The organism is Amycolatopsis aidingensis (assembly GCF_018885265.1).
GTDB classification, from domain to species: Bacteria; Actinomycetota; Actinomycetes; order Mycobacteriales; family Pseudonocardiaceae; genus Amycolatopsis; species Amycolatopsis aidingensis.
The window spans coordinates 4,543,922-4,565,243 of the sequence record NZ_CP076538.1; the positions used below are offsets into that span (position 1 = coordinate 4,543,922).

Below are 21,322 nucleotides of genomic sequence, written 5' to 3' on the forward strand. Positions count from 1 at the left end.
TCGAGGCCGCGAACACCAGTTCGAGGTGAACCCTACCGGCGAGTCCCCGCCCCTGGCCTGAGGACTCGCCGGACCGCGGTCACCGCTCCTGCGGCCAGACCACGGCCTGGGCCAGCACGACGTACTCGCCGTTGAAAGTCGCGGCGGGGCTGCCGTGCAGTTGGTAGCCCTCGGCGAGGGCCTCGCTGACCCGGCGGCAGAACGCCGCGTCGTCCGGGCCGGTCAGCAGGCGGTAGCGGAGTTTTCCGTTCGGCGGCTCGCTCATGCCCCCATCATGCCGTCAACCGCACCAGGGCCTGGACGGGCAGGTGGTCGGAGGGGTAGCGCCCGCGCAGGGTGAAGGTGTTGATCGCCGCCGCGCGCACGTCGATCCCCTGGTTGGCCAGGATCCAGTCGATCCGGGTACCACCACGCACCGGCTCCCGGTAACCGCCGAAGGTGCCCCAGGCCGGGGTGAGCCTGCGGTCGGCGGTGTGCCAGGTGTCGCCCAGCCCCGCCGCGGTGAGGATGCGGAAGGACTCCGAGTCCTCGGCCGGGGTGTTGAAGTCCCCGGTCAGCACCACCGGCAGGCCGGGGTCGAATCCGGTGATCCGTTCCGCGACCAGTTCGGCGCTGCGCTGCCGCGAGTTCTCCGAGCGGTGGTCGAAATGGGTGTTCACGTGGACGAACTCGCGCCCGCGGCGGTCCCGGAAACGCACCCAGGTGACCATCCGGACCACGGTGTTGCCCCAGGAGGCCGACCCGATCACCTTCGGGGTGTCGGAGAGCCAGAAGTGGTCGAAGTCGACCGGCTCGACCCTGCGGGTGTCGTAGTAGACGGCCATGAACTCGCCGCGGCTGCCGCCCTCCCTGCCGAGGCCGATCCAGTCGTAGTGCCCCGGTAGGTCCGCGCTCACCTGCTTGACCTGGTGATACAGCGCCTCCTGCACGCCGAGCACGGTCGGCCGCTCCAGCCACAGCAGCCTGGCCAGCACCGGCCTGCGGTCGGTCCATGAGTCCGGCGTGCCGGGCTCCGCGCCCGCGTCGTAGCGGATGTTGAAGGACATGACATGCAGGTCGTCCCCGTACGCGGGGCCGATCAACCGGCGTCCCGGCCAGTGCGCGGGCTCGGCCTGCGCGGTACCTGCGGAACCCAGCATCCCGGCGACACCCACCGCCCCGGCTATCCCGAGCGCGCCCCGCCGGGACACCCCGGCCCGATCATCGGTCACGACAACTCCCCAGCAGATCGTCTTCGACTACCGGGTCCGAGGCTGCTGGCCGCCCGTGTGCACGGGTTCACCGGCAGGTGGCGGGGAGGCGAACACCCGCCCAACAACCGCGTCGATCTACTGTGGACAGTCAGGGACCGTCCACGCCGGGGGTCCAGCTCTCCGGGACGCCGCTGACGGTGAGCACCGGCTGCCAGGCGGCGAAGCCCTCCGGGGCGTGCTCCTCCCACGGCCACACGCCCTCCGGCGTCGGCACGATGATCTGCACGGCCGGGAAGTCGCCATCCGGGTACACCAGGAACGCGCTGCCGAAGAACTCCGGGTAGTGACCCTTCGCGACCTGCTCGAAGGTCAGTGGCACGCCCTCGAAGAAGTCGTCGTAAACCTTGCCGAACTCGAACCGCTCACCCGCGGCCGCCCGGTCCACATAGGCGTCCAGCAGCACCGGCGCGATCTCCTCCGGAAGGCCGACGACCACCGCCTCGGGAACCTCGTGCAGGGCCCAGGCACAGGCGGTGAAGGCATACCCCGCCCCGTTCTCGTCCCTGCTCACCGAGATGACGGCGTTTCCCCGTTGCTCGCCCTGGGAAACAATCCACTCACGCAGCTCTTCCTCTTCTGAGGTCAGGATCTCGGCCGTCACGGCGGACATTCTGCCGTACCGATCCGCGCACGCCCAGTGCCTACGCCCCGGTAATCCGGCGGATCAGCCGACTTCGGCCAGTACCTCGTCCGAGACGTCGAAGTTGGCGAACACGTTCTGCACGTCGTCGCAGTCCTCCAGCGCGTCGATCAGCCGGAACACCTTCTTGGCACCCTCCGCGTCCAGCGGCACGTTGACCGAGGCGAGGAAGTTCGCGTCCGCCGACTCGTACTCGTACCCGGCCTCCTGTACCGCGGAGCGGACCGCGACGAGGTCGGTAGCCTCGGAGATGATCTCGAAGCTCTCGCCGAGGTCATTGACCTCCTCCGCGCCCGCGTCCAGCACGGCCATCAGCACGTCGTCCTCGGAAAGCCCGTTCTTCGGCATGATCACCACGCCCCTGCGGGTGAACAGGTAGGACACCGAGCCGGGGTCGGCCAGCGAGCCGCCGTGCCGGGTGAGCGCGGTGCGCACCTCGCTCGCCGCGCGGTTCTTGTTGTCGGTGAGGCACTCGATCAGCACGGCCACGCCGTTCGGCGCGTAGCCCTCGTACATGATCGTCTGCCACTCGGCGCCGCCGGCCTCCTCACCGGCACCGCGCCTGCGCGCGCGCTCGATGTTGTCCTTGGGCACCGAGTTCTTGTTCGCCTTGAGGATGGCGTCGTACAGCGTGGGGTTGGCTTCCGGGTCACCCCCGCCGGAACGCGCGGCGACCTCAATGTTCTTGATCAGTCTCGCGAACAGCTTGCCACGCTTGGCGTCGAGGGCGGCCTTCTTGTGCTTGGTGGTGGCCCACTTGGAGTGGCCGCTCATCTCTCCTCCATGTCGTCGATCAGGTCCAGTTCGGCGCTACGCGTCCCGCACGATGCGCACGAACAACCGGTGCACGCGCTCGTCACCGGTGATTTCCGGGTGGAAGGCAGTGGCCAGCGCGTTCTGCTGCCGCACCGCGACGATCCTATCCGCAGCGCCCCCGCGGCCGGGGGTGTCCTGCACTTTGGCGAGCACCTCGACTCCGTCGCCGGTCTTCTCCACCCACGGAGCGCGGATGAAGACCGCGTGCAACGGACCGCCGGAGATCCCGGCGAAGTCCAGGTCCTCCTCGAAGGAGTCAACCTGCCTGCCGAAGGCGTTGCGCCGCACGACGATGTCCAGCCCGTCCAGCTGGTGCTGGTCGGGCCGCCCGTCCAGGGCCTGCCTGGCGAGCAGGATCATCCCGGCGCAGGAGCCGAAGGCTGGCATGCCCTCGGCGATCCGCGCGCGCAACGGCTCGAGCAGTTCGAAGGTGCCGAGCAGCCGGGACATCGTGGTGGACTCTCCGCCCGGCAGCACCAGGCCGTGCACGGCCGCCAGCTCCTCCGGCCGCCGGACCGTGACGGCCCGCGCGCCCGCGTTCTCCAGCATCGTGGCGTGCTCACGCACATCGCCCTGCAGAGCCAGCACCCCCACCACCGGTCGTGCCGTCACCGCTGCCACACCTCGACCACGTCGGACTCCTTCCGCCGATCCCGCAGGTCAACCCTACCGGCGCGGGAAGGTGGTGCGGGTCCCCGGCCTCGATCAGGGCACGCCGAGCAGCCGCAACCCGGCCGCGGTGCCCGCCGCGGCGAGTACGACCACGATGAACGGGGCCTTGCGCCAGGCCAGTACGCCACCCACCAGCACACCCGCTGGACGGGCGAACCCGGCGAACTCCTGGTCGGCGATGAAGGTCTGGGTGAGCACCAGGGCGCCGAGCAGCACCACGGCGGAGGTCACCATCAGCTTCTCCGCCCGTTCGGACAGCTTGACCCGCGCCCGCAGCACCGGGCCGGCGAACCGGAAGGCGAAGGTGCCTGCGCCGAGCACGAGGGTGGCCACCACCAGGGTCATCGGGTCGGCTAGCACGGCGTCTCCTCTCTGCACGCGGACTCGTTCGGCCCCGCGCTTCGCCGGTCGGCGCCGAAGGCGGCGAGCACGCCGCCCAGCGCCAGCAGCACCGGTAGCCCCGCGGGCAGGAACGGCGCCGTGGCCAGCGCGATCGCCGCGCCGATCAGGGTGGCGCGCAGCGCGGCCGGGTCGCGCAACGAGGGCAGCAGCAGCGCCAGCAGCACCGCGGGGAAGGCGGCGTCCAGGCCGAGCGCGGCGGGGTCGCTGATCGCGGCACCGCCGAACCCGCCGATCACGACGCCGAGGTTCCAGCACAGGAACAGCCCGATACCGCAGGCCCAGTACGCGGCCCTGCGCCGCTCCCCTTCCCGCTCGGCCAGCGCGAAGGCCACGGTCTCGTCGATCATCAGATGGGTGCCCGCCACCCTGCGGGCCCAGCTGGTGCCCAGCACCTCGCCCACCGCGAAGCCGAAGGGGACATGCCGCGCGTTGACCAGCAGGCCGGCGAGCACGGCCGCGACCGGGTTACCCCCTGAGGCGACGACGCCCACGAAGAGGAACTGTGCCGCGCCCGCGAAGACCAGCAGGGACAGCAGCATGGGGAACCACAGCGGGAAGCCCGAGCTCACCGCGATGGCGCCGAAGGAAATGCCCACCACCCCGTCGGCGAGGCAGACCAGGCCGATATCGCGGATCAGGTCACGATCCAGTGTTCGCCGTATCGAACGCATCGATGTTTATACTGAACAATCCGGACACCGTTCGTCAAGCCGAACAAGCAGACCGCTGGAGCGAACACATGACCAAGGAGGAGGCCCGCAGCGGCGCGCCGCTCGAGGTGATCGCCGAGGCGTTACGCCGGGAACGCGCCCGGGCGGGGCTGTCGCTCACCGAGGTCGCCCGGCGAGCCGGGGTGGCCAAGTCGACGCTCTCCCAGCTGGAAACCGGGACCGGCAATCCCAGCGTGGAGACGCTGTGGGCCCTCGGGGTGGCCCTGGACGTGCCGTTCTCCCGGCTGGTGGAGCCGCCACGGCCGCGGGTGCGCGTGATCAGGGCGGGCGAGGGACCTGCGGTGGCCTCGGAGCACGCCGACTACGTGGCCACCCTGCTCGCCTCCTGCCCGCCGAACGCGCGACGGGACCTCTACCTGATCACGGTGGAACCGGGAGCGCCGAGGGAGTCGGACCCGCATATGCCCGGCGTGGTCGAGCATGTCGTGCTCTGCTCGGGGCGGGCGCTGATCGGCGTCAGCACGGAGCCGGTGGAGCTGTCGCCGGGGGACTACGTCGCCTACCCCGGGGACCTGCCACATGTGTTCCATGCCCTGGAGCCGGGCACGGTCGCGGTGCTGGTTTCCGAGCACGTCTGACCGGCTGGTACGGGAACGGCAAACTCGCCTACGTGGACGGCCAACGCACGTAGGTGGGGAGCAAACACGGGTACGTGGAGGGCAAACACGCCGGCTGAGCTGGGGTTGTGTCCGGTCAGGCCGCGGGGGTGCGGCCGAGTACCCTGCGGATGTTCCCGCCGAGGATGGCCACCTTGTCCTGCTCGTCGAGGTCGGCCTCGACGATCTCGGTGAGCTGTTTCCCGAACGGCTTGGTCACGGTCGGCCAGGAGTAGAAGTCGGTGCCGTAGCCGAACCGGTCGGCGCCGATCGCGCGGACCTGGCGAAGTCCCATGAACTCGAAGCTCACCGACAATGCGAGGTCGAACACGAGATTCGGGCGGCGCTCGGCTACTTCCGGCAGTGCCCGCACCTGGTTGACGTCGTGGAACACATCCAGCACGACCATGGGCAGATCCGGCAGCTTCGCCGCGACGGAGTCGACCTGCCACAACGTCTCCAGCTCGTTGCCGAGGGCATGCACGAACGGCACCAGCCCGGCCTCGCCGATCTTCTCCAGCAGGCTCACCATCAGCGAACTGTCGATCGATACACCTTGCTGTCCGTTGTGGAATCCGATGCCGGCGAGGCCGAGTTCCACACACCGATCGACCTCGGCGCGCCCTGCCTCGCCGTAAAGCGGCTCGACTAGCCGTTGCCTGCCAGCACCACCGCGCCGTTCACCCCCTGCTCGTCCATCGTGGACAGCCGGGACGCGATCTCGGTCTCCGCCCGGCCCTCCGCTTCTCCCGGACCGACCCCGAGCGCGGACAGGCCGAGGCCCGTGTCGTAGTGCTGATGGGCGTCGATGACGTCGAATCTCTGAGCCCGCATCGCCGAAAACCCCATTCCGGTCAGACATACACCGATCGGTGTAGCTACACTGACGAGTGTACGCGCAGCCGGACCGACGCGATCACGACGAACCTCGGCTGGGGAGCTGATGACCCTCGAACATGGCACTGATCGGCCGTTGCGTGACGGGGACCCGCGCAAGCGAGCGGCGATCCTCGCCGCGGCCCGGAAGCTGTTCGCCGAGGTCGGCTATGAGGCCGCCGGCACGGACGCGATCGCCGCGGAGGCGGACGTGTCCAAGCGGACGATGTATGACTACTTCGGCGGCAAGGCGGCGATCTTCGCCACGATCGTGGCGGATCTGCGTCGATCCCTGCACGAGGAGGTCGAGGCCACGGCGAAGCGGCGGCTGGCACCGATCACCGAACCCCGCCACCTGGAGCCCGGCCTGCGCCGATTCGCGCAGGATCTGGCCGACTCGACACTGAAGTCATCGAACTACGCGACCCTGCACCGGCTGTTAGCCGGGCATCCCGGAGGCGCGCTCGCCGATCTGCACGGCGGGCAGCCCGCGGAGCGGATCCTGGCAGGGTATCTGGCCGAGTTCGGCGCCGCGGGCCTGCTCACCGTTCCCAATGCCGCGGTGGCCGCGGATCATTTCGTCGCGCTCACCATGCTGCTGGCGCTCAACAAGTCGAACCCGTGGTTTTCCGAAGGATCGCCGGACATACCCGCGATACTGCGGGAAGGTGTGCGGGCCTTCCTTCGTGCCTACCGGTGATCGCTCCGGTGGCGCTGATATCCGCGGAAGCCACGGGACGATCGTCCGGCTGTCACCAGCCCCGCTCGGCCAGCCGGTGCGGCTCGGGCACGTCGTCCACGTTGATCCCGACCATGGCCTCGCCAAGGCCGCGGGAGACCTTGGCGAGCACGTCCGGGTCGTCGTGGAAGGTGGTGGCCTTGACGATCGCCTCGGCGCGCTGGGCCGGGTTGCCCGACTTGAAGATGCCGGAGCCGACGAACACGCCCTCGGCGCCGAGCTGCATCATCATCGCCGCGTCCGCCGGGGTGGCGATCCCGCCGGCGGTGAACAGCACCACCGGCAGCTTCCCGCGCTCGGCGACCTCCTTGACCAGCTCGTACGGGGCCTGCAGTTCCTTGGCCGCGACATAGAGCTCGTCCTCGGGCAGCGCCGACAGCCTGCGCAGCTCGGTCCGGATGCTGCGCATGTGCGTGGTGGCGTTGGAGACGTCCCCGGTACCGGCCTCACCCTTGGACCGGATCATCGCCGCGCCCTCGGTGATCCGCCGCAGGGCCTCGCCGAGGTTGGTGGCGCCGCAGACGAAGGGCACGGTGAAGGCCCACTTGTCGATGTGGTTGGCGTAGTCGGCCGGGGTCAGCACCTCGGACTCGTCCACGTAGTCCACGCCGAGGGACTGCAGTACCTGCGCCTCGACGAAGTGCCCGATCCGCGCCTTGGCCATCACCGGGATGGACACCTTGTTGATGATCCCCTCGATCAGGTCGGGATCGCTCATCCTGGCCACCCCGCCCTGCGCGCGGATATCGGCGGGCACGCGCTCCAGCGCCATCACCGCGACGGCGCCCGCGTCCTCGGCGATCTTGGCCTGCTCGGCGTCGACCACATCCATGATCACGCCGCCCTTGAGCATCTCCGCCATCCCGCGCTTGACGCGCGCGGTGCCGGTCTCCGGCTGGGTCGTGCTGGTGGTCTGGACGTCGTTCACGGCAGGAGCCTTTCCACGGAGAATGGGTCAACATCCAGATTAGGCCGGACGTGGACCGCGCCCCAGTCCAGTGAACGGCAATCTCAGCAGTCCACTTCGCCGGCCGCGCGGAGCAGGCCGTCCGCCGCGAGGGTGCGTGCGTACAGCACGACCCGGCCTGCACGCTGGGCGCTGACCAGGCCCGCGGCCCGCAGTGCCCCGAGATGCTGGGACACCCCGCCCGCGGACAGCCCGGTCCGACGGGCGAGCTCGGTGGTGGACGCCGGGGCGGCCAGCTCCCCCAGCAGGGTCGCCCTGGCCCGGCCCAGCACCGCCGCCAGCGCCCCCTCCGCCTCGGTGCCGCCCCGCTCCCAGAGTGTGCCGATCCCGCGCGGCGGATACCGCAGCACCGGCTGCCAGCGGGGGTCGGTCTTGGAGAACACCCGCGGCCAGGCGAACACCGAGGGCACCAGCACCAGGCCGCGCCCTTCCAGCGCGCGGGTGTCGGCAAGCCGCCGGTGCCGCACGCTCAGCCTGCCCTCGCTCCAGCGCAGCTCCGGGGCGAGATCGTGAAACAGCCGCTCCGCCCCGCCCGCGGCGAGCAACTGGGAGCGGTACAGCACGTCACCCTCGCAGAGCGCGCGGATCCGCGGCCAGTCCGGCGCGATCGCCACCTCCCAGTAGGCCTCGACCAGCTCGGCGAGCCGCTCGAGGCCGGCGGCGGGATCGCGGTACAGCCGCCGCACCTCGGGGCTGCCTGCCTGCGGTAGCTCCTCCAGGTCGGCACGCACCGTGGCAGGCTCGGCCCGGCGCAGCAGGGCCAGCTCCCGCGACAGCTCGGGCAGCGGCGACTCCGGCGTCGCCGCCAGGAAACCGGGCAGATTTCCTGCCGGCCCGACGAGAGCGGCCAGCAGCCCCAGATCAGGGCCGTCCCGGTGGAGCCGGGTCCGGACCCGCTTGACCCAGGGCAGGTGCAGGGCGTGCGCCCCGGGCGCGCCGAGTACCCGGACACTGGCCACGGCCTCCCACACCGGCGAGATCGCGAACCGCGTCCGGGCCAGGTCCTCGGCCGAGAACGCCAGTTCCAGCACGCACCCTCCTCCCCCGTGCCCGCGGCTCCACCCTAGCGGCGAGTGCTTACGCCAGGTGGCGGCAAGGAACCGTCCGGCCTTGCCGGGAATGGCGATCAGGTGTGTGATCGAGGACACACCAGACACCGGCGCGAGGAGACCCATCATGGCTGAGAGGCAGGGCAGGAACGGGGATGCCGGAGCCGCGGTCGCTGTAGCCGACCCGCGCGATGTGCGCAATGTGGTCCTGGTCGGGCCATCCGGTTCGGGCAAGACCACGCTGACCGAGGCGCTGCTGGCCGCCGCGGGCGCCGTGAGCAGGGCGGGCTCGGTGGTGGACGGCACCACGGTATGCGACCACGACCCCGCCGCCGTCCGGCAGCAGCGCTCGGTCGGGCTGGCCGTCGCACCGCTGCGGCACGGCGATGTGAAGATCAACCTGATCGACACCCCCGGTTACGCGGACTTCGTCGGGGAACTGCGGGCCGGGCTGCGCGCGGCCGACGCGGCCCTGTTCGTGGTCTGCGCCGCCGAGGGAGTCGACCCGGCCACCGTGGCGCTGTGGCAGGAGTGCGCCGCGGTCGGCATGCCCCGCGCCGTGGTGATCGCCCGCCTGGACCACCAGCGCGCCGATGTGGACGCCGAGCTCGCCGCCTGCCAGCAGGCTTTCGGCCCCGGGGTGCTGCCGCTGTACCTCCCGGCCGGCGGCAGGCCGGGCCTGATCGGCCTGATCACCCAGCGGTACTTCGACTACGCCGAGGGGTACCCGCCGCGAGTGGGCGAGCCCGAGCCCGCGGACCTGGAGCGGCTGTCCGATGCCCGCAACGAGCTGATCGAGGGCATCATCGCCGAGAGCGAGGACGAGACCCTGATGGATCGCTACCTCGCGGGCGAGGAGATCGCCGAGGACACGCTGATCGCCGACCTGGAGACCGCGGTCGCCAGGGGGTCCTTCCACCCGGTGATCCCGGTGTGCGCCACCACTGGCGTGGGCCTGGCCGAGATCCTGGACGGGATCGCACGCGCCTTCCCCTCCCCGCTGGAGCACACCTTGCCCGAGGTGACCTCACCGCAGGGCGCCCCGCACGCGGCACTGCGCGCCGATCCGGACGGCCCGCTGGCCGCGGAGGTCGTGCGTACCGCCGTGGACTCCTACGTCGGCAGGGTGTCGCTGATCCGGGTGTTCTCCGGAACCCTGCGCCCGGAGCGGCCGGTGCATGTCTCCGGGCACGGGCTGGCCGAGCGTGGGCACGAGGACCACGACGCCAACGAGCGGGTGGCGCATGTGTACTCCCCGCTCGGCGCCACCCTGCGCGAGGTGCCCTACTGCGTGGCGGGTGACCTGTGCGCGCTCACCAAGATCGGTTCCGCGGAGACCGGGGATACCGTGTCCGCCCCGGAGGAACCGCTGCTGATGCGGCCGTGGCCGATGCCGGAGCCGCTGCTGCCGGTGGCCGTGGTGGCCAAGACCCGCAGCGATGAGGACGCCCTGGCGCGCAACCTGTCCCGGCTGGTCGCAGGCGATCCGACGCTGCGCCTGGAACGCAACGCGGAGACCAGCCAGATGGTGCTGTGGTGCATGGGCGAGGCGCATGCCGATGTGGTGCTGTCCCGGCTGCGGGCCGGCGGGGCCGAGGTGGAGACGGAACCGGTGCGGACCAGCCTGCGCGCCACCTTCGCCGGGCCGGCCAAGGGCAAGGGCAAGCACGTCAAGCAGTCCGGCGGGCACGGCCAGTACGCCGTCTGCGATATCGAGGTGGAACCGCTGGAGCGGGGCGCGGGATTCGAGTTCCTCAGCCGGGTGGTCGGCGGCGCGGTCCCCACCCAGTTCATCCCGAGCGTGGAGAAGGGAGTGCGCGCGCAGCTGGAACGCGGGCTGGTGGACGGGCATCCGGTGGTGGACATCCGGGTGATCCTGGTCGACGGCAAGGCGCACAGCGTCGACTCCTCCGACGCCGCGTTCCAGACGGCCGGGTCGATGGCGCTGAAGGACGCGGCGGCCAACGGACGGATCACCCTGCTGGAGCCACTGGACGAGGTCGCGGTGAACCTGCCGGACGACTACCTCGGCGCCGTGCTCGGTGACCTGTCCGCGCGCCGGGGCCGGGTGCTCGGCACCGAGGCCGACGACGGCGGGCGCACGGTGGTCAAGGCCGAGGTGCCCAGCACCGAACTGCTGCGCTACGCCGTGGACCTGCGCTCCCTGACCTCAGGAACGGCCTACTTCAGTCGTCGGCACGCACGGTATGACCCGATGCCGGAGGGGCTGGCAGCGGCTCAGCAGACTCCGTAGGGCCGGTGCCCGCCACCAACTCGGGCTCGACGATCTCGAAGTACTCCGGCCGCGCGGCGGTGCCTGCCAGCTTGAAGTAGCGCACCTTGCGCCTGCGCCGCAGCGCCAGGGTGTCGCGGACCGCGTCGTTGTGCACCCGGCGCGCGATCACCACGCGGGATTCGGCATCGGTGAGCTCGTCCGCGAGCGGACCGGGAAGGGTGGCCCGGTCCACCCCGCTCAGCGCCCTGGTGAGCGCGTTCTCGGCGAACTCCCTTTCGGCGCGCGGCGCGTCCTCGGCCCGCTCGGCCACGGCCCGCAACCGCGCGGCCTCCCGCTCCGGCAGCGCGCTCGCGGCCACCGCCCTTGCCACCACGGCGCGGCGGGCCAGCGCGGCGTCCAGTGCGGCCCAGCCCGCGTCGGTGCGCACATGCAGCCGGTCCAGCCGGTTGGCGGTGGCCAGCAGCCACAGCCCGCCGAGCACGATCACCGCTGCCAGCGCGGCCAGCGCGATGAGCAGCGGGGTCATTGCCGCGCCTCCGCCACCGGCGCGGCGCTGACCCGGCGCGGATCCGCGGCGATGGCCGCCTCGTAGACCCGCACCACCTGGGTGACGACCGTGGCCCAGTCGAACATGGCGACCCGCTCACTGCCCGCCCGCGCGAGCCGCTGCCGCTGGTCCGGATCGTCCAGCAACCGCCCCAGCGCCGCGGCCAGTGCGGCGGCGTCCCCGGCCGGGGTCAGCACCCCGGCCGCGCCGTCGTCCAGCACCCTGCGGAAGGAGTCGAGATCGCTGGCCAGTACCGGGGTGCCCGCCGCCATGGCCTCGGTAAGGATCATGCCGAAGCTCTCCCCGCCGAGGTTGGGGGCGCAGTAGACGTCCACGCTGCGCAGGGCCCGTGCCTTGGTCTCGTCGTCGACCTGTCCGAGCAGTTCGATCCGGCCGGACAGCTCCGGGCCTGCCTGCCGGTACAGGTCCTCGGCCTCGCCCCTGCCGACCACCAGCAGCCGGAGCCCCGGCCGGTCCCGCCGCAGCTCGCGGAGGGCGTCCAGCAGGACCCCCATCCCCTTGCGGGGCTCGGTGAACCGGCCGACGAACCCGACCGTGCCGCCCTGGCGCGGGTAGCCATCCAGCGGGGCGGCACCGGCATAGCAGCCCACGTCCACCCCGTTCGGGATCTCCACCGCATCCCCGCCGAGGTGTTCCACCTGCACCCGGCGCGCCAGCGCGGACACCGCGATCCGCGCGGTCACCTTCTCCAGCAGCGGCCGCAGCACCGGCTGGAAGGCCAGCAGGGTGCGCGAGCGCGGAGTCGAGGTGTGGAAGGTGGCCACCACCGGCCCCTCGGCCACCTTCAGCGCCAGCAGGGACAGGCTGGGTGCCACCGGTTCGTGCAGGTGCAGCACGTCGAAGGCGTTGTCCCGGATCCACCTGCGCACCCTGGCGTAGGAGACCGGGCCGAACTGCAGCCTGGCCACCGAGCCGTTGTACGGGATGCCCAGCGCACGGCCTGCCGGGTGCACGAACGCGGGCAGCTCCGCGTCCTCGTCCGCGGGAGCCAGTACCGAGACCTGGTGGCCGCGGGCCAGCAGGGCCTTGGCCAGATCCACCACGTGCCCCTGTACCCCGCCGGGAACGTCGAGGGAGTAAGGGCACACAATGCCGATCTTCATTCCTAGCCCGATTCGCCGAGGACCACGCGCTGCTGGCGTTCCAGGTCGGCTACCCAGAACTTCTGCAACATATGCCAGTCGGCGGGGTGCGCGGCGATGTCCCCGGCCAGCACATCGGCCAGCGCCTGGGTGGCGGCGGGGACCTCCTCCCGCGCGTTCACCCTGATCCGCGGGTGGATGCGCAGCCCCCAGCCCTGCTCGGTGAACCAGCAGCCGACCGGCAGCAGCGCGGCGCCGGTGCTCGCGGCCAGCCGCGCCGGACCACCCGGCATCCTGGTCCGCTCGCCGAAGAAAGTGACCGGGATACCGGAGGTGGTCAGGTCGCGGTCGCTGAGCAGGCACACCACCCGGTTCTCCCGCAGCCGCCGCAGCAGGATCCGGAAGGACGCGGCCGCGCCCGCCGCGGGCACCACCTCGAAGCCGAGCGACTCCCGGTACGCCACGAACCGCTGGTACAGCGACTCCGGCCGGAGCCGCTCGACGACCGTGGTGAAGCCGCCGGAGTGGCCGGTCAGCCAGACCCCGCAGGCATCCCAGTTGCCGGAATGGGACAGCGCGAGCACCGCCCCGTTGCCCTCCGCCAGCGCGGCGTCCAGGTTCTCCACCCCGCTGGTGCCCTGCGCCACCTGGTGCCGGAGCAGGTCCAGGTCCATGGAAGGCAGCCGGAACACCTCCTGCCAGTAGCGGGCATACGAACGCATCGAACGCCTGGTCAGCTCGTCGAGTTCGGCGGTACCGGCCTGCGGCACCACCCGGCCGAGGTTGCGCCGCAGCTGCCGCACCGCGCCGCCACCGCGGCGGGCCACGAAGTCGGCGCCGAGCGAGAAGGCGGTGGCCGTCATGCCGGCTGGCAGCATGCCGGTCAGCCGCCAGCCCGCCGCGTAGCCGAGTCCGCCGAGCCGTTCACCGAGTGCACTCACGTCTTGGCCTCCCGTGCCCCCTGCGCCACGGCGATCATCCGCTGCAGCAGCGTCACCACGGACAGCGCCGCCAGCAACCAGAGCGAGACCTCCACCGCGTGCGGCACCCCGAACCCCTGCAGCCCGGTGCCCACCAGCGCGATGATCAACCGTTCGGCGCGCTCGATCAGTCCCCCATCGGCCGACAGCCCGGATGCCTCCGCCCGTGCCTTCACGTACGAGATCACCTGGGCCAGCACCAGGCAGAGCAACGCGGCGGCACCCGCCCGTGCCGGGCCCGCGCCGGCAAGGCACCACCACGCGATCGCGGCGAACAGCGCGCCGTCGACCAGCCGGTCGCAGGTGGCGTCGAGCACGGCCCCGAACGGGGTGCCATTGCCCCGTGCCCGCGCCATCGCCCCGTCCAGCAGGTCCAGCATGGCGAAGCCCCAGACCGTGAAGGTCCCGGCCAGCAGCATGCCCTGCGGAAAGAACACCAGCGCGCACACGGCGGCCCCGGCCGTGCCCAGCACCGTCATCACGTTCGGCGTGAGGCCGGCACGCACCAGTGCGACACCGATCGGATCGGTGACGCGGGAAATGGAGGCGCGCGCGAAAATATTGAGCATGAGGCGTGTCTAACTCGGGCTCCGGCCGCTCGGGCTTCGATGGCTCAAGGATCTGGGCTCAGTGGTCAATGGGCGAGCAGCAGCCTATCGGCCGGTTGCTGAGAGCCCGGCACGCGCCGCCGGTGCGCCCCCTGTTCAGGGCGGCGCGCCGACCTAGTCCCCCTGCTCCGGCGGCGGGTCGCCGTCCTCGGCGGCCAGCGCGGCCGCGCACTGCGGGCCCAGCCCGGCGCGGATCGCGGCGCTGATGTCGCCGAGCACGGTCACCTGCTCGGGGGTCAGCACGTCGAAGAGGCTCTGCCGGACGGCCTCGACATGCCCCGGCGCGGCGTCCTTCAGCGCCGCGAGACCCTCCGCCGTGAGCGAGGCCAGCGAGCCACGCTTGTCCGTGGGGCAGGACCGCCTGCTGATCCAGCCGCTGGCCTCCATCCGGGCCACCGCGTGCGACAGCCTGCTGCGTGACGAATGACACGCTTCGGCCAGTTCACTCATCCGCAGGGTCTGCCCTGGAGCCTCGGACAATGCCACCAGCACCTCGTAGTAGGTGTGCGGCATCCCGGACTCGCGCTGCAGCTGTCCCTCGAGGTGGCCTCTGAGCATGCTGACGGCCGCGTTGAACGAACGCCACACCTGTTGCTCGTGGTCACTGAGCCACCGTGTTCCGGACATGATGTCCATCATACCCCTGATTGAGCCCTCAACTAACTTGCGTTACGCTCTCATCGAGAGCTGATTGAGGGCTCAACCAAGTAGCTCGCGACACGCGAGGTACCCGTACCGTTCGAAGGAGCGACACCATGAGCGCACCCACCACCGAGATTCCCGGCTACGTCGCGGGCACCTGGACCATCGACCCGGCGCACTCCGAGGTCAGCTACAGCGTGAAGCACCTGGGGCTGGCCAAGTCGCGCGGCAACTTCACCGCGTTCGGCGGGCAGATCGTCACCGCGGAGAACATCCTGGACTCCTCGGTGACCGCCGAGATCGACGCGAACTCCATCTCCACCGGCACCGCCATGCGCGACGACCACCTGCGTACCGAAGAGTACTTCGATGTGGCCAACCACCCCACCATCACCTTCCGCTCCACCGGTATCCGCGCCGACGGCGAGGACTACGTGATCGACGGCGAGCTGACCTGGCGCGGGGTGACCAAGCCGGTGTCCCTGCAGGCCGAGCTGAACGGGATCGGCGCCAACCCTGCCAACGACAACGCCACCACCATCGGCGTCTCGGCCGAGGCCACGGTGAACCGGCGGGACTTCGGGATCGGCCCGGAGGGCAACAGCTTCCTCGGCGAGAAGGTCAAGATCAACCTGGAGATCGAGGCCGCGCTCCAGTCCTGAAGCTGCGCACGCGGGGCCAGTACCGGGGTGGTGCCGGGGTTCAGGAACTCGACCAGGCCTCGGACAACAGGGTCCGGGTCTGGTCGAGCAGCTGGGGCAGCACCTTGGTGTGCCCCACCACCGGCATGAAGTTGGAATCGCCGCCCCACCTCGGCACCACGTGCTGATGCAGGTGGGCGGCGATACCCGCCCCGGCGATGACTCCCTGGTTCATCCCGATGTTGAAGCCGTGCGCGGCGGACACCTCGCGGATCACGGTCATCGCGCGCTGGGTGAACTCGGCGACCTCGGCGGTCTCCTCCGTGGTCAGCTCGGTGTAGTCGGCGACATGCCGGTACGGCACCACCATCAGGTGCCCCGGGTTGTACGGGTACAGGTTCAGCACCGCGTACACCGTGCTGCCGCGCGCCAGGATCAGCGCCTCGGCGTCGTCCATCCCGACCAGCCGACAGAACGGGCAGCCCTGCGGCTCATCCCCCTCCGGCTTGTTCTCGCCCTGGATATAGGCCAGCCGATGCGGGGTCCACAGCCGTTGCAGGGCGTCCGGGACCCCGACACCGTCCTGCCCGACGTACTCCGGCGGGGTATCAGCGCCTGTTCCCAAACGCGCGGCACGATCGGCTCGGCCGGGCTCGGACTCCGTCACAATCGTCACCTTCGCAGGCCGTCAGCGGGCAACGAGCTCCTCCAGCGCCTCCGCGGTCGGGGATGCGTTCTCCTTGCGGGCGATCCAGTCGGTGATGGCCTCGACGGCGGTGGGCACCGCCACCCCGTTGATCTGGCTGCCGTCCCGGAAGCGGAAGGAGACCGCACCCGCCTCGACGTCCTTGCCACCCGCCAGCAGCAGGAAGGGCACCTTCTGCGTGGTGTGCGTGCGGATCTTCTTCTGCATCCGGTCGTCCCCGGCGTCGACCTCCACCCGCACGCCCTTGGCACGCAACGCCTTCTCCACCCCGCGCAGGTGCTCCGCGTGGTCCTCGGCGATCGGGATGCCGACCACCTGCACCGGGGACAGCCAGGCAGGGAAGGCGCCGGCGTAGTGCTCGGTCAGCACGCCGAAGAACCGCTCGATCGAGCCGAACAGCGCCCGGTGGATCACCACCGGCATCTGCCGGGAGCCGTCCGAAGCGGTGTACTCCAACTCGAACCGCCGCGGGTGGTTGAAGTCCAGCTGGATGGTCGACATCTGCCAGGTGCGCCCGATCGCGTCCCGCGCCTGCACCGAGATCTTCGGCCCGTAGTAGGCGGCGCCACCCGGGTCGGGGACGAGCTCGAGCCCGGACTCCTCGGCCGCGGCCCGCAGGGTCTCGGTCGCCTCCTCCCACTCCCGGTCCTCGCCGATGAACTTCGCCGTGTCACCGCGGGTGGACAGCTCGAGGTAGAAGTCGGAGAGCCCGTAGTCGGCAAGCAGGTCCAGCACGAAGCGCAGCAGCGATCGCAGCTCGCCCGGCATCTGCTCCTTGGTGCAGTAGATATGCGAGTCGTCCATGGTCAGCCCGCGCACCCGGGTCAGGCCGTGCACCACGCCGGACTTCTCGTACCGGTACACCGTGCCGAACTCGAACAGCCGCAGCGGAAGCTCCCGGTAGGACCGCCCGCGTGACCGGAAGATCAGGTGGTGCATCGGGCAGTTCATCGCCTTGAGGTAGTAGTCCTCGTTATCCAGCGACAGCGGCGGGAACATGGTGTCCGCGTAGTAGGGCAGGTGGCCGGAGGTGTGGAACAGCCCACCCTTGGTGATGTGCGGGGTGTTCACGAACTCGTAACCGGCCTCCTCGTGCCGGCTGCGCGAGTAGTTCTCCAGCTCCCTGCGGATGATGCCGCCCTTGGGGTGGAACACCGGCAGCCCGGAACCGATCTCCTCAGGGAAGGAGAACAGGTCCAGCTCGGCGCCGACCCTGCGGTGGTCGCGCCGCTCGGCCTCGGCCAGCATCTCCAGGTAGGCGTCCTGCGCCTCGGCGGACTCCCACGCGGTGCCGTAGATCCGCTGCAACTGCGGGTTGCTGTCGTCACCCCGCCAGTACGCGGCGGCCACCCTGGTGAGCTTGAAGGCCGGGATGTGCTTGGTGGTCGGCACGTGCGGACCCCGGCACAGGTCGCCCCACACCCGCTCCCCCGTTCGCGGGTCCAGGTTGTCGTAGATGGTCAGTTCGCCGCCGCCGACCTCCATCACCTCGGAGGTGTCCACTGTGTCCGTATCGGACTTCAGGTCCACCAGCTCGAGCTTGAACGGCTCCTCGGCCAGCTCCCGGCGAGCCGCCTCGACCGACTCCACCACCCGGCGGGAGAACCGCTGGGAGCCCTTGATGATCTGCTTCATCCGCTGCTCGAGTGCCCGCAGGTCCTCCGGGGTGAACGGCGCGTCCACCGCGAAGTCGTAGTAGAAGCCGTCCCGCACCGGCGGGCCGATGCCGAGCTTGGCGCCGGGGAACCGCTCCTGTACCGCCTGCGCCAGCACATGCGCTGCGGAGTGCCGGATCACGCTGCGGCCGTCCTCGGTGTTCGCGGCCACCGGCTCGACCTCGGCGTCCCGTTCCGGGCTCCAGGCCAGGTCGCGCAGGTTGCCATCGGCGTCGCGCACCACGACCACCGCCTCCGCGCCCTTGCCGGGCAGCCCGGCCTCGCGGATCGCCGTACCCGCCGTAGTCCCGGCCGGCACCACCACACGCGGGGTGGGTTCGGCTGCGGGTGACAACGGCTGAGACACGGTGGGCTCCTTCGGGTACGCGATCGACGAGTGGACAGTGTGATGCTAGCCGCCCGCCCCGGCCGGGCTCGCCCCCGCCAAGGACGAGGTGGCCTGCCCCGGCTCACACCGGCGGGAACTGGATGGTGGCCTCCGGGTCCTGGCGCGGCGTCACCGGGTCCGACCGCCGGGTGGCCACGGCCAGCGCGCGCAGCCGCAGCACCGAGTACAGGCCGCCGGCGGCCATCAGCCAGGGTACGGCCGCCAGGGATGCGCCGAGCGCAACGGCGGCACCGGCCAGCACCAGGCCGAGTACCGAGTCGACCAGCCGGGTCAGGAACACCGCCCGGGAACGTTTCCTGCTGACCACCTCGGTGACGTAGGGCAGCCCCGCCGCCCACACGGCGAGGTAGGCCACCCAGCCGAGTACCAGCCACGGGGACACCGCGATCCCGGTCAGCAACCCGCCCAGTGGCCCGGCGAAGGCCGCGGTGGCCAGCCCACCCGCGACCGTGACCCCGGTCAGCACGATGGCGGCCCTGGCGGCGACCTTCCCGCCGTCCACCCCGCCGGCCCGCGCCCCCGCGGCGAAGCCGGAGAGCAGGAAGCTGCCCGCCCCGTTGATCACCACCTGCAACGGGGCCACCACCAGCCTGCCAGCCTCCAGCACGCCGACGGCTGTCACCGAGAGCAGGTTCGCCACCAGCACCCTCGCCGCCAGCAGCGCGGCCGGGCGCAGGGTGGCCTGTACCGCCCGCCAGCCCGCGAAGGACAGCACGCCGCGCAATCCGGACCAGCCCGGTGCCAGCCCGCGCAGCTCGGCGCGGGGCAGCTGCCCGATCCCGGCCGCGATGGCGGTCACCGCCCCGACCGCCATCGCGGCGAACAGCATCGGCAGGGTCACCGCGCCCGCGGTGGCCGCCCACGCGCCAAGGGCGAGCGCGGTGCCGAACAGGTAGGCGAGGTCGTTACCGACCAGCTTCCAGAACTCCAGCCGGGCCATCAGCAGCCTGCGGATCGTCTCCTCGACCAGCCAGAGCACCAGCATCCCGGCATACAGCAAAGCGGTGACCGGTTCGCCGTGCCGGATGACCAGTGCCGCACCCACCCCGATCGCGCAGGCCGCGGTCAGCCCGACCGCGGCGCTGCCAGCCAGCGCGGCGCGGGTCCGCGGCTCGCGCCGGTTCAGTACCGCCAGGCCGTCCCCGACGAACCCGGTGTACAGCGCCGAGGCGCTCACCAGCAACGCGAGGAACAGCGCGAAGGCACCGAACTCCGCGATACCGAGTGCCCTGGCCGCGACCACCTGCAGCAGCAGGCTGGTGCCCGCGGTGATGCCCTGGCTGAGCACGGGCGCGCCCGCCTTGCCGAGCAAGCTACGCATCCGGCCCTGCCGGTCCCGCGGAGAGGCCATGGTCGCCATGGTCCGCTCAGGGGTAGCGCCTGCCGGGCCCGCCGAACACCTTGCGCCGCGGGGTGTCGGTACGAGGCCGGGCAAAGGTGAACAGGTACCCGTTGATGGTGCCACCGAGCAGGGTGATCTGATCGCGCAGCTTGCGCAGCGCACGGGTGTGCCGGTCCCTGGCGACCACCACCACGACTCCGTCGGACTCGCGTACCAGTGGGGTCACCTCGGGCGCGATCCCCGGCGAGGGCGCGTCGATCAGCACCAGGTCGTAGCCGCCGCGCATCCCGGAGACCGCCGTGCGCAGCAGGGTCGCCCGGAAATGGTCCAGGGTGGTCTCCTCGTACTGCCCGGCGGCTACCACCCACAGGCAGACGTGGTCACCGAGGTCGATCACCCGGGTGCAGTCGTCCAGCCTGCTGGCCCCGACGGCGATCGCGGTGAGTCCGAACCGCTCGTAGCGCAGGCCGAGCAGGTCGGAGAGGCCGTGTGAGCGGACCGCGGCGTCCACCACCAGTACCCGGGATCCGCTGCGCGCGGCCGCGGTGGCCATCTGCAGGATGGCGGTGGTGCTGCCGTCGCCCTGCCCGGCACCGGTGACCACCACGACCCCGCGGTCCACCGTGGTACGCAGCCCGGAGGCGGCGAACTGGTACGGCCACAGCGGCGGGCTGCCCACCTCGGACAGTGCCGCCAGCTCCGCGCCGGTCAGGGTCTCCACCTCGGCCAGCACCGGCTCCTCGACCACCCCGGCGAGGTCGTCGGCGTCCCGGACCCGCCGGTCCCGGTCGGCCCGCACCCAGGCCACCGTGGCCGCGAGCAGCAGCCCGAACACCAGGCCGATGGCGGCGTCCCGCGGCAGCGAGCCGCCATCGGGGTCGGCGACCGCCTTGTCCACGAAGGAGACACCGTCCCCGAACTGTTCTGCGGCGACCCGGACCTCGGTGACCTGCTTGTCCAGTTCGCTGAGCGACTGGCCTGCCGCCGAGGTGTTCGGGTCCGATGAGCGCTCGGTGGCCGTGCCGTCGGGCAGGGAGGCGACGATCGCCTCCCGCCGCGCGGCCAGCGTGTCCAGCATCTTGCGCGCGGCCGCCTGCACATCGGCGAGGGACTCGCGCTGGTAGGCACCGGCGACCGCGTCCGCGATGGCCGCCGAGTCCGCGTAGTCACCGGTGTCCACCCGCACGATGATCGACTCGCCGTTCGCCGAGGCCTCCGCGGTGACCTGCTCGCGCAGCGTCTGCACCGACTCCGCGTTGCCCCGGCTCTCCGCCGCCGCGCTGAGCACCCGGTCGGACACCACGAACAGCGCGCGCTGGTTGACGTACCGGACGAAGGCCGACTCGCTGCCCGGCTCCACCCCCACCAGGCCGACCTTGTCCGGGGTCTTCAGCACGATCCTGGCCTGGGCGGTGCTGCGGTCGCCGAGGAGGAAGGCCACGCCGACACTGACAAGGAGGACCAGCGCCACGATGCCGAGCGAGCTCCAGCGGTATCGCCAGAGGGCGTCGAGGATCTTCGGCGACGGCTGGGCGTCCATGCGTAGCGTGTCCGATCCTTGAACCGAGAGTGAAAACCTAACGTACCAGCAGGGATGGCCCGGGGAGCATACAACGGTTAGTGGAACACCCCCGCTCGGCATCCGGCGTGACCGAATCGCAGCCGAACACCCGGTAAAGTGCTGATATATTCGGGGGCATCGCTAAACACCC

General features: G+C 71.1%; 23 protein-coding genes and 1 pseudogene. 4 read left to right on the forward strand and 20 right to left on the reverse strand.

Features of this window, described 5'->3' with window-relative positions; genetic code table 11:
• Positions 1-79: 79 nt before the first annotated feature.
• From KOI47_RS20875 to KOI47_RS20905, 7 genes are all read right to left on the reverse strand, one after another.
• Positions 80-265 (reverse strand): DUF1737 domain-containing protein, encoded by a 186-nt coding sequence (locus KOI47_RS20875; RefSeq protein WP_216206121.1) that lies wholly within the window; start codon positions 263-265, stop codon positions 80-82.
• 7 nt (positions 266-272) lie between these two features.
• Positions 273-1,211 carry an endonuclease/exonuclease/phosphatase family protein gene (locus tag KOI47_RS20880; RefSeq protein ID WP_232376138.1) on the reverse strand — a complete coding sequence of 313 codons (939 nt, stop codon included), beginning with the start codon at positions 1,209-1,211 and terminating at the stop codon, positions 273-275.
• 130 nt (positions 1,212-1,341) lie between these two features.
• Positions 1,342-1,863, reverse strand: a complete 522-nt coding sequence (locus KOI47_RS20885) for a DUF4262 domain-containing protein (RefSeq protein ID WP_216206123.1) — start codon at positions 1,861-1,863, stop codon at positions 1,342-1,344.
• A gap of 54 nt (positions 1,864-1,917) precedes the next feature.
• Entirely contained in the window at positions 1,918-2,667 is a 750-nt protein-coding gene (locus KOI47_RS20890; protein ID WP_216206126.1) for a YebC/PmpR family DNA-binding transcriptional regulator, read from the reverse strand.
• A 36-nt stretch (positions 2,668-2,703) separates the two neighbouring features.
• Positions 2,704-3,321 (reverse strand): pyridoxal 5'-phosphate synthase glutaminase subunit PdxT, encoded by a 618-nt coding sequence (gene pdxT, locus KOI47_RS20895; RefSeq protein WP_216206129.1) that lies wholly within the window; start codon positions 3,319-3,321, stop codon positions 2,704-2,706.
• 93 nt (positions 3,322-3,414) lie between these two features.
• Positions 3,415-3,726 carry an AzlD domain-containing protein gene (locus KOI47_RS20900; RefSeq protein WP_216217436.1) on the reverse strand — a complete coding sequence of 104 codons (312 nt, stop codon included), beginning with the start codon at positions 3,724-3,726 and terminating at the stop codon, positions 3,415-3,417.
• 8 nt (positions 3,727-3,734) lie between these two features.
• Positions 3,735-4,454 (reverse strand): AzlC family ABC transporter permease, encoded by a 720-nt coding sequence (locus KOI47_RS20905; protein WP_216206132.1) that lies wholly within the window; start codon positions 4,452-4,454, stop codon positions 3,735-3,737.
• 68 nt (positions 4,455-4,522) lie between these two features.
• On the opposite strand from KOI47_RS20905, the gene KOI47_RS20910 reads away from it, so the two are divergent.
• A complete protein-coding gene (locus KOI47_RS20910; RefSeq protein WP_216206135.1) occupies positions 4,523-5,092 on the forward strand; it encodes a helix-turn-helix domain-containing protein in 570 nt (189 codons plus the stop codon).
• Positions 5,093-5,207: 115 nt separating this feature from the next.
• Here KOI47_RS20910 and KOI47_RS20915 read toward each other — a convergent pair.
• Both KOI47_RS20915 and KOI47_RS35760 read right to left on the reverse strand, forming a co-directional pair.
• Positions 5,208-5,747 (reverse strand): annotated as a pseudogene (locus KOI47_RS20915) (amidohydrolase family protein); the annotation flags it as partial.
• Positions 5,748-5,758: 11 nt separating this feature from the next.
• Positions 5,759-5,944 (reverse strand): hypothetical protein, encoded by a 186-nt coding sequence (locus tag KOI47_RS35760; RefSeq protein WP_232376140.1) that lies wholly within the window; start codon positions 5,942-5,944, stop codon positions 5,759-5,761.
• Positions 5,945-6,053: 109 nt separating this feature from the next.
• Here KOI47_RS35760 and KOI47_RS20920 point away from each other — a divergent pair, with 109 nt between their 5' ends.
• Positions 6,054-6,686, forward strand: a complete 633-nt coding sequence (locus KOI47_RS20920; RefSeq protein ID WP_216206143.1) for a TetR/AcrR family transcriptional regulator — start codon at positions 6,054-6,056, stop codon at positions 6,684-6,686.
• A gap of 52 nt (positions 6,687-6,738) precedes the next feature.
• Here the strand turns inward: KOI47_RS20920 and pdxS are convergent, their stop codons facing one another.
• On the reverse strand, positions 6,739-7,653 hold the full coding sequence (gene pdxS / locus KOI47_RS20925; RefSeq protein ID WP_216206145.1) for a pyridoxal 5'-phosphate synthase lyase subunit PdxS: 915 nt from the start codon (positions 7,651-7,653) through the stop codon (positions 6,739-6,741).
• 83 nt (positions 7,654-7,736) lie between these two features.
• Positions 7,737-8,840: an ArsR/SmtB family transcription factor gene (locus KOI47_RS20930; protein ID WP_232376141.1), complete on the reverse strand. Its 1,104-nt coding sequence runs from the start codon at positions 8,838-8,840 to the stop codon at positions 7,737-7,739.
• A 28-nt stretch (positions 8,841-8,868) separates the two neighbouring features.
• Between KOI47_RS20930 and KOI47_RS20935 the strand changes: the two genes are divergently transcribed.
• Positions 8,869-10,995: an elongation factor G-like protein EF-G2 gene (locus KOI47_RS20935; protein WP_216206148.1), complete on the forward strand. Its 2,127-nt coding sequence runs from the start codon at positions 8,869-8,871 to the stop codon at positions 10,993-10,995.
• Here the strand turns inward: KOI47_RS20935 and KOI47_RS20940 are convergent.
• The 5 genes from KOI47_RS20940 to KOI47_RS20960 all read right to left on the reverse strand — a co-directional run bounded on the left by KOI47_RS20940 (position 10,928) and on the right by KOI47_RS20960 (position 14,842).
• The gene (locus KOI47_RS20940; RefSeq protein WP_232376142.1) at positions 10,928-11,503 is read right to left on the reverse strand and encodes an NUDIX hydrolase; all 576 of its coding nucleotides are present in this window, start codon (positions 11,501-11,503) and stop codon (positions 10,928-10,930) included. The two genes, KOI47_RS20935 and KOI47_RS20940, sit on opposite strands and share 68 nt — an antisense overlap.
• Positions 11,500-12,648, reverse strand: a complete 1,149-nt coding sequence (locus KOI47_RS20945; protein ID WP_216206153.1) for a glycosyltransferase family 4 protein — start codon at positions 12,646-12,648, stop codon at positions 11,500-11,502. The genes KOI47_RS20940 and KOI47_RS20945 overlap by 4 nt, the downstream gene beginning before the upstream one ends.
• A 2-nt stretch (positions 12,649-12,650) precedes the next feature.
• The gene (locus KOI47_RS20950) at positions 12,651-13,568 is read right to left on the reverse strand and encodes a phosphatidylinositol mannoside acyltransferase (protein WP_216206156.1); all 918 of its coding nucleotides are present in this window, start codon (positions 13,566-13,568) and stop codon (positions 12,651-12,653) included.
• Positions 13,565-14,176: a phosphatidylinositol phosphate synthase gene (gene pgsA / locus KOI47_RS20955; protein ID WP_216206158.1), complete on the reverse strand. Its 612-nt coding sequence runs from the start codon at positions 14,174-14,176 to the stop codon at positions 13,565-13,567. Before pgsA ends, KOI47_RS20950 begins: the two co-directional genes overlap by 4 nt.
• A gap of 153 nt (positions 14,177-14,329) precedes the next feature.
• A complete protein-coding gene (locus tag KOI47_RS20960) occupies positions 14,330-14,842 on the reverse strand; it encodes a MarR family winged helix-turn-helix transcriptional regulator (RefSeq protein ID WP_216206161.1) in 513 nt (170 codons plus the stop codon).
• Positions 14,843-14,970: 128 nt separating this feature from the next.
• Between KOI47_RS20960 and KOI47_RS20965 the strand changes: the two genes are divergently transcribed.
• A complete protein-coding gene (locus KOI47_RS20965; protein ID WP_216206166.1) occupies positions 14,971-15,519 on the forward strand; it encodes a YceI family protein in 549 nt (182 codons plus the stop codon).
• A gap of 40 nt (positions 15,520-15,559) precedes the next feature.
• On the opposite strand, the gene KOI47_RS20970 is transcribed toward KOI47_RS20965, so the two are convergent.
• The 4 genes from KOI47_RS20970 to KOI47_RS20985 all read right to left on the reverse strand — a co-directional run bounded on the left by KOI47_RS20970 (position 15,560) and on the right by KOI47_RS20985 (position 21,150).
• On the reverse strand, positions 15,560-16,123 hold the full coding sequence (locus KOI47_RS20970) for an HIT family protein (protein ID WP_216217438.1): 564 nt from the start codon (positions 16,121-16,123) through the stop codon (positions 15,560-15,562).
• 63 nt (positions 16,124-16,186) lie between these two features.
• Complete coding sequence (gene thrS / locus KOI47_RS20975) at positions 16,187-18,226, reverse strand: threonine--tRNA ligase (protein WP_216206168.1); 2,040 nt, start codon at positions 18,224-18,226, stop codon at positions 16,187-16,189.
• A gap of 103 nt (positions 18,227-18,329) precedes the next feature.
• The gene (locus tag KOI47_RS20980) at positions 18,330-19,619 is read right to left on the reverse strand and encodes an MATE family efflux transporter (RefSeq protein ID WP_232376143.1); all 1,290 of its coding nucleotides are present in this window, start codon (positions 19,617-19,619) and stop codon (positions 18,330-18,332) included.
• Positions 19,620-19,635: 16 nt separating this feature from the next.
• On the reverse strand, positions 19,636-21,150 hold the full coding sequence (locus KOI47_RS20985) for a cellulose synthase operon protein YhjQ/BcsQ (protein ID WP_216206170.1): 1,515 nt from the start codon (positions 21,148-21,150) through the stop codon (positions 19,636-19,638).
• Positions 21,151-21,322 lie beyond the last annotated feature (172 nt).